The sequence below is a fragment of the Saliniramus sp. genome, from assembly GCF_035311605.1.
In the GTDB taxonomy this organism is placed as follows: Bacteria; Pseudomonadota; Alphaproteobacteria; order Rhizobiales; family Beijerinckiaceae; genus Saliniramus.
In genome coordinates this window covers 1-6237 of the sequence record NZ_DATGCW010000103.1, presented here as the reverse complement: position 1 = coordinate 6237, position 6237 = coordinate 1, and the positions used below count along the sequence as shown (strand labels likewise).

Genomic DNA, 6237 nt, shown 5'->3' with positions numbered 1-6237 from the left:
GCCCTGACGCCGCCAGGGGATGCGCGCGAGGATCTCGCGATCATCATCGATCTCGCCCGTCATCTCGGGCTGGATTGGGATTACGCCCATCCGCGCGACGTCTTTGCCGAGATGGCGCAGGCGATGCCATCGCTCAGCCATATCAGCTGGGAGCGGCTGGAGCGCGAAGGCGCGGTGACCTATCCCTGCCCGGCCCCCGATCAGCCGGGCAGCGCCATCGTCTTCGGAGACGGCTTTCCGCGCGAAGGCGGGCGCGGCCTGTTCGTGCCGGCGGATGTCAGCGATCCGGCCGAATTGCCGGACGCGGCCTTCCCGCTGGTGCTCACCACCGGGCGCCAGCTCGAGCACTGGCATACCGGCGCCATGACCCGGCGCGCCTCGGTGCTCGATGCGATCGAACCCGGCCCGAGCGCGAGCCTGCATCCCGATACGCTGGCGCGCCTCGGCATCGCGCCCGGCGAGACGATCCGCGTCGAGACGAGGCGCGGCACCATCAGCCTCCCGGCCCGCGCCGATACCGCGCTTCAGTCCCAGATGATCTTCATCCCCTTCGCCTATGTGGAGGCAGCCGCCAACATCCTGACGAACCCGGTGCTCGACCCTTTCGGCAAGATTCCGGAGTTCAAGTTCTGCGCCGCGCGGGTGGCCCGGGAGACAGTTGCGGCGGAGTGAGGCGGTCAGTTACCCTGTGACTGGCTGATCGTGTTCGCCGTGGTGAGTATTTCGCGCATTTCCTGTGGCATTTGGTGTCCGGCATTCTGCTCGGCAGCAAGACGAAATACTCCGCGAAGAACCAGCGAGATGATGACGACCGAGCCGCCGATCGTGGCGAGGACGAGTGCGCTACGGAAATAGGGGCCTTGCAGATAGAAGAAAAATTCGTGAAAGAAGATAACGCAAACCAGAAGGGCAAGCAGAAAGGAGACAAAAACAAGCGAGATTCCGATCATGAAAAACCTGATACGCCGATAAAATTTGATTTCTTCCTTGGATTCATCAATGTATTCACTCAGTTTAAAGAAAAATCTTTCTCATCATTTGACTTTGCGCTTAAATAATAGACTTTTTTACTTATTTTTTCTATCTCTGATTCAACTTCCTTTACGGCATTTCTAAGGCTATGATTTTCCCCGCTGCGTTCCTCGGCGCCTTCGGCCAGAAAATCATTGAGATTTTCATTATTCTTTTTGTCTTCGTCGTTCCCGTTGCTCATCGCGCAGTTTCTCGAAGTGTGACTTGATCAGTTTTTGCGGAATTTCGGCATTGGTGCCCTCTTTCCCCCTGATCTGTGACCATGGTGTGCCGGGCTCATGGGTCATGTCGGACAGGCGGAAGGCGTGCAGCTTGCCGTAATGCTCGGTCACGCCCATCAGCAATTCGCGCTCGTCATCGGCGAGCCGGGAGCTGTATGGCAGGGCGCCGTCGAGCATGGCGCTCTTTTCAGCGATCGGTTCGGCGCCGAACTTGTTGAAATCGCGATAGACAGACCGATAAACCGGCCCGTATTGCCACGCCTCCACCGGATCCCGGACGAGTTGCTTGCCGAGCAGGGCCCAGGACCAGCCATTGGCGATGTAGATCAGCTTCAGGAGCTGCATCACGGTGATCTCGCGACCGTGTTCCTTCGCCATGTCGAGGATGTGGTTGGCGATGGCGCGTGCGTCGTGGCCTCCCATTCTCTCCTCCTGCGGTATGTGGCCGGGCAAATCACGAGACGAAGATATAGAATCAGCGCGAATCGCTTGCAAGCCGGCGAGGTGACATTCGTCATTTGTCAACCTCTGGCCGTTCTCTTTTCGGCTTGAGACAGGTCAAGGTCGGCACCTGCATTTCATCCTATGATCACAGTATTGCGTCGCAGGTGCCGAGGCCCGACAATCGCGACGACGCAAGAGAATCGGGGGCGCTCCGGAGCGGCATCGTTGCGTCAGCGGGCTATCCGCCCAGCCGGGCGTGGGCCGGAACGGGAGACAGGGAGTATACCATGATCACCCTTGAGGATTGCATCGGCCTTTGTGATCTCACGCCCGAAGAAGTCGCGGCGATTGCCGAGCATGAGCATATTCCGGACATGGTCGCGGCGACGCTCGGCGCCTATCTGTTGCACGAAGAGCATGGGGCGCAGCGCATTCGCGACATGATGATCGACGATATCCGTGCCGCGGTGCGCCGCCATGATGTCGCCCATGCCCGCCAGCTCGTCGCGGCCCTGCGCCATTTCATCATCGAGCATCCGGGCCTGACCCTGCGCGGATAGGGCCGGGTTGCCCCTGTCGCGCGATCTCAGGCGCCGGAGAGATTGTGGCGGCGCATCTTTTCCCACAATGTCGTGCGGGAAATGCCCAGCTGCGCGGCGGCCTCCTGGATACCCCCATTCGTCGCCTCCAGCGTGGCCGCGATATGGGCGCGTTCGGCCGCATCGCGAACCTCGGCCAATGTCATGCCGATGCCCGCTTCCGGATTGCGCGCCGCCTCAGCCCCGCGCATCATCGGCTCTCGATCCTGATGATCGGGAAACAGATCAGCGATACCGAGCCGTGATGCTTCCGCGAGCGCGGCGGCCCGGTCGATGCGGTTTTCGAGCTCGCGCACATTGCCCGGCCAGTCATAGGCATTCGCCGCCTCGAGCGCCTCCGGGGAGACGCTCACCGCCTCGCCACGCAGGCGCGGACCGGCCACGGCGAGGAATCGGGCGATCAACGGCGCGATCTCTTCGGGCCGCTCACGCAGGGGCGGCATGCGCACCGTCACGACGTTGATGCGGTACCACAGATCCTCACGAAACTTGCCGGCGGCGATCTCGGCTTCGAGATCGCGATGGGTGGCGCAGACCAGGCGGGCGGCGAATGAGACGGGTCGGCTGCCGCCCACCCGCATGAATTCGCGCTCCTGGACCAGCCGCAGCAGCTTTGCCTGCAGCGCCGGATCGAGCTCGCCGATCTCGTCGAGGAACAGCGTGCCCGCGCCCGCTTTCTCGGCAAAGCCGCGATGGCGCTCGACGGCGCCGGTAAAGGCACCCTTCTCGTGGCCGAATATCGCCGAATCAACCAGTTCCGGCGCAAGCGCGGCGCAATTCACGGCGATGAAGGGCGCTTCGCGTTGTCGGCTCTGTGCATGCAGGAAGCGCGCTGCGATCTCCTTGCCGGTCCCGGTCTCGCCGAGCAGCAGCACCGGCAGGTCGACATCCGCAACCCGCTCCAGCGTGCGCCTGATCGCGGCGGAGGCCGATGAGAGGCCGAAACTGGCGAAGGGGTCCTCGCGCCCGGGGATATCCCCGACGCCGCCGGCGGCGTCTCCGATATGGGCCGCAGGACGCGTGGCGTTGCGCAGGGCCTCGACGACTTCGTCGAGATCGAAAGGCTTGGTCAGATAATCGCGCGCTCCTGCCCGCACCAGCCGCACGGCCTGGTCAATATCGCCATAGGCGGTCATGAACAGGGTCGGCACGGCACCGATGCGGGCGAAGATCTCGTGCATCAGGCTCTCGCCGTCACGGTCGGGCAGGCGCATGTCGCACATCACCGCATCGGGGCGCTGGCGCCCGACGATGCCGAGCGCAGTCGCGGCGTTTGCGGCGAGGCGGGCATCATGGCCTTCCAGCGTCAGGCGCTGCAGCAATGAGCGACCGAGGATCTCGTCATCCTCAACGATCAGGATCATGGCGGGGCGACTCATGCGGCGCCCTCCCGTTCGGGCGCGGGATGATGCGGCGCGTCCGAGGCGCTGCCGTGCGGCCCTGTCGGGATGCGCACGGTCACCCGTGTCCCCTCCCCGGAGAGCGAACGCACCTTGACGCGCCCCCCGAGGTCCTCCAGGAGGCGCATGACCATCCACAGGCCGAGCCCCTTGTGCTCGGCCATGGCGGCCTTGCGGGCGCCGTCGCGCAGGAAGGCGACGATCGCATCGGGCATGCCCTGCCCGGTATCCTCGATCTCGAACAATGTCTCATGCGGGCTCTGCGTGACGGTCAGCCCGACCCGGCCCGATTCGACAGAGACCTTGCAGGCATTGATCAGCAGGTTGAGCAGAATCTGCCGCAAGGCCTCGGCATCGATTGAAATGGGCTGCATCGTGTCGATTCGCCAGTCCAGGGAGAGCTGTCGCCGGCGGGCTTCGGGGCCGACCAGCGTCTGCAGATCGTCCAGATCCTCGCGGGTGAAGCGCATCCGCCCGCTGGCCGGGCGATAGGTTGCGAGCATCGTATCGGCCACGCGTGAAATCGAGCGCAGGCCCCGTTCGATCAGATCGAGCGTCTCGCGGCGCACCGCTTCGTCCGCTCCGAAACGGCGCAGGGTGGAAACGGCATTGAGCAGGCCAGCCAGTGGATTGCGCACCTCGTGGGCGAGACCGGCGGCGAGCTTGGCGAGCAATGCGTTGCGCTCCTTCTCGCCGGTGCTCACGAGTGCGGCGGAACGCGCATCCTCGGCCTCACGCCGCGCCGCGAGGGCTTCCGTCAGAGGCCCGATCTCGGCTGATACCGCGATGGCGCGCTGGCCGGCGGGATCGTATTCATCCGCGAGCTCGCGTGCGATCGCCGGCAGCGGTGCCAGCGCCCTGCGAGTGAAGAGATAGGTCAGCAACGCCGCAATACCCGCCAGAATGAAAGTTGCGATCAGCGCCGCGCGCTCCATCAATGCGCGCGCCTCGTGGATTTCCGCCGTATCGAGGGCTGCCGCAACGAGGAGGCTGCCTTCCTCGACGCTGTAGTGCCGGCCGGCCAGCGCACGGCTACCGTCTCTCGCGATAGTGAATCGGAGGGCACCGGGCGGTTCGGCGCGGAGCAAAGTCACGAGATTGGCGATCTCGCGATCATCGCTGTCGCCGGGGGTCAGGACATGCAAGGTGCCGGCGCTGTCGATCCAGTGCAGGCCGAGCCCTTCATCGGCGAGCGCCTCGCGCACCCGAAGCTTGCCGCCAAGAAGCGCACGCGCCGCTTGCGGGCCGTCCGCAAGCGAGAGCGCCACACCATCCGCGATCGCATCCAGGAAGATCGCGGCCTTGCTCTCCAGCGCCCGGATCTCACGATCCTCCTGCAGGATCAGGGCGATCTGGGTCGTTGCCAGCGCCACCAGGAACATGGCGAGCGATGCGCCGAGCGGCAGCGTGAGAGTGAGCGGCCAGCGCCGCACGACGACTTTCGCCATGGCCACATCCGCGCTCCCTGCGCCTCTCCCGATACGAGCCCGACCTGCCGCCGCATGCACCGGCTGAAGTCATCTATCATGACGCAACGGACGAGCGCAGCCGCAAGGCTCAGCCGACCAGTACGTCTGCGCGAAAGCCCGTCGCGATGCGATCCTGCCAGAAATCACCGCCTTCATGAACCTGTCGCGCCGGCGGTGCGGTCATGATCACGGCGCTGGCCGATGTCGGGACCGCATCTGACAGTGTCAGCTTACGCGCATTATCGTCCGCAAAAGCCTTCATTGCCTCGGTTTGCTCGGCATTCGGTCGACCGGTGAGGAGGATCTCCCCCGCCTCCCAAAGCCCCGAGGCGAGCGCCCAGAGCGCGAGACCTTGCAGCGCATCGGAGCCGTCATGCAGGATCGCGACGGGTCCGTTCTCCTGCGCGCTGCCGACGAACAGGGTCGCACCGGCATGGTGTTCGGCGAGAGCGAAGAGCTTGTCGCCGGGTTCGGCTCCGCCCGCGGGCAGGCCGAGATCCGCCCCGTGATCACACCAGCCCTTGCAGGGCAGCAGCAGCAACTCGCGCGCCTGCGCATCGGAGGCCGGGATCAGCGCGAGCGGATCGCCCTCCTCGTAGGTAAGCGAGAACGGTACACGGCTTTCCGCCGTCACGCCCTGCGTTTCCGCGAGCGTCCCGGCCAGGGCCGAGCGGATCACCTCGCCGGGATCGGACACCTTGGCCCGTGCAATGCAGTCCTCGTCGATGACGGCGATGCCGGAAAGCGGTACTGATCGGGCATGGGCGAGGGTTTCCGCCCGCCGCGCAATGGCCTTGGCGTCGGGGCCGAAGATGGCGAAACGGACTGCGTCATAGCCCGGTTTCGCGAAAGCGCCCGTCTCCGCTGCGATGCGCGCCGCATCCGGCTTTGCCGCACTGTCGGCATTTCCCGTTGTGCCGCCCAGCATCGATTCCATCCGGCGCTCGAAAGCAGCCTCGCCGCGCGCTTCGAGCGGCACCTCGCAACGTGGCAGCACGCCTTCGAGCGCATCTTCGCTGCTTTCCAGCGGCGCACCGGAAATGTAGGAGGCGCGCCCCAGCAGGTGGCCGGC

8 protein-coding genes are annotated in these 6237 nt (G+C 64.8%); 2 read left to right on the top strand and 6 right to left on the bottom strand.

The features are described 5' to 3' along the window. The coding region (locus VKP01_RS04850) for a molybdopterin oxidoreductase family protein (protein ID WP_324410810.1) at positions 1-672 on the top strand (672 nt) is incomplete at its 5' end. A 5-nt stretch (positions 673-677) separates the two neighbouring features. Here VKP01_RS04850 and VKP01_RS04845 read toward each other — a convergent pair. From VKP01_RS04845 to VKP01_RS04835, 3 genes are read right to left on the bottom strand one after another with little or no spacing between them, the layout of a single operon-like run. Further along, positions 678-950: a hypothetical protein gene (locus VKP01_RS04845; RefSeq protein WP_324410809.1), complete on the bottom strand. Its 273-nt coding sequence runs from the start codon at positions 948-950 to the stop codon at positions 678-680. A gap of 59 nt (positions 951-1009) precedes the next feature. Further along, positions 1010-1213 (bottom strand): hypothetical protein, encoded by a 204-nt coding sequence (locus VKP01_RS04840; protein WP_324410807.1) that lies wholly within the window; start codon positions 1211-1213, stop codon positions 1010-1012. Next, positions 1179-1676, bottom strand: coding sequence for a Panacea domain-containing protein (locus VKP01_RS04835; protein ID WP_324410805.1), 498 nt, complete (start codon positions 1674-1676; stop codon positions 1179-1181). Before VKP01_RS04835 ends, VKP01_RS04840 begins: the two co-directional genes overlap by 35 nt. Positions 1677-1984: 308 nt before the next feature. Between VKP01_RS04835 and VKP01_RS04830 the strand changes: the two genes are divergently transcribed. Beyond that, on the top strand, positions 1985-2257 hold the full coding sequence (locus VKP01_RS04830; RefSeq protein ID WP_324410803.1) for a hypothetical protein: 273 nt from the start codon (positions 1985-1987) through the stop codon (positions 2255-2257). Positions 2258-2283: 26 nt separating this feature from the next. Here the strand turns inward: VKP01_RS04830 and VKP01_RS04825 are convergent, their stop codons facing one another. The 3 genes from VKP01_RS04825 to VKP01_RS04815 all read right to left on the bottom strand — a co-directional run. After that, positions 2284-3675 carry a sigma-54 dependent transcriptional regulator gene (locus tag VKP01_RS04825; protein ID WP_324410801.1) on the bottom strand — a complete coding sequence of 464 codons (1392 nt, stop codon included), beginning with the start codon at positions 3673-3675 and terminating at the stop codon, positions 2284-2286. Continuing rightward, positions 3672-5144: a HAMP domain-containing sensor histidine kinase gene (locus tag VKP01_RS04820; RefSeq protein WP_324410800.1), complete on the bottom strand. Its 1473-nt coding sequence runs from the start codon at positions 5142-5144 to the stop codon at positions 3672-3674. The genes VKP01_RS04825 and VKP01_RS04820 overlap by 4 nt, the downstream gene beginning before the upstream one ends. 109 nt (positions 5145-5253) lie before the next feature. Continuing rightward, a partial coding sequence (locus tag VKP01_RS04815; RefSeq protein ID WP_324410798.1) for a hypothetical protein occupies positions 5254-6237 on the bottom strand: 984 nt, incomplete at its 5' end.

What these genes read in the sequence shown, in the direction of transcription:
- VKP01_RS04845 (WP_324410809.1), bottom strand. Translation starts at nt 950, where the DNA reads ATGATCGGAATCTCGCTTGTTTTTGTCTCCTTTCTGCTTGCCCTTCTG.
- VKP01_RS04840 (WP_324410807.1), bottom strand. Translation starts at nt 1,213, where the DNA reads ATGAGCAACGGGAACGACGAAGACAAAAAGAATAATGAAAATCTCAAT.
- VKP01_RS04830 (WP_324410803.1), top strand. Translation starts at nt 1,985, where the DNA reads ATGATCACCCTTGAGGATTGCATCGGCCTTTGTGATCTCACGCCCGAA.
- VKP01_RS04835 (WP_324410805.1), bottom strand. Translation starts at nt 1,676, where the DNA reads ATGGGAGGCCACGACGCACGCGCCATCGCCAACCACATCCTCGACATG.
- VKP01_RS04825 (WP_324410801.1), bottom strand. Translation starts at nt 3,675, where the DNA reads ATGAGTCGCCCCGCCATGATCCTGATCGTTGAGGATGACGAGATCCTC.
- VKP01_RS04820 (WP_324410800.1), bottom strand. Translation starts at nt 5,144, where the DNA reads ATGGCGAAAGTCGTCGTGCGGCGCTGGCCGCTCACTCTCACGCTGCCG.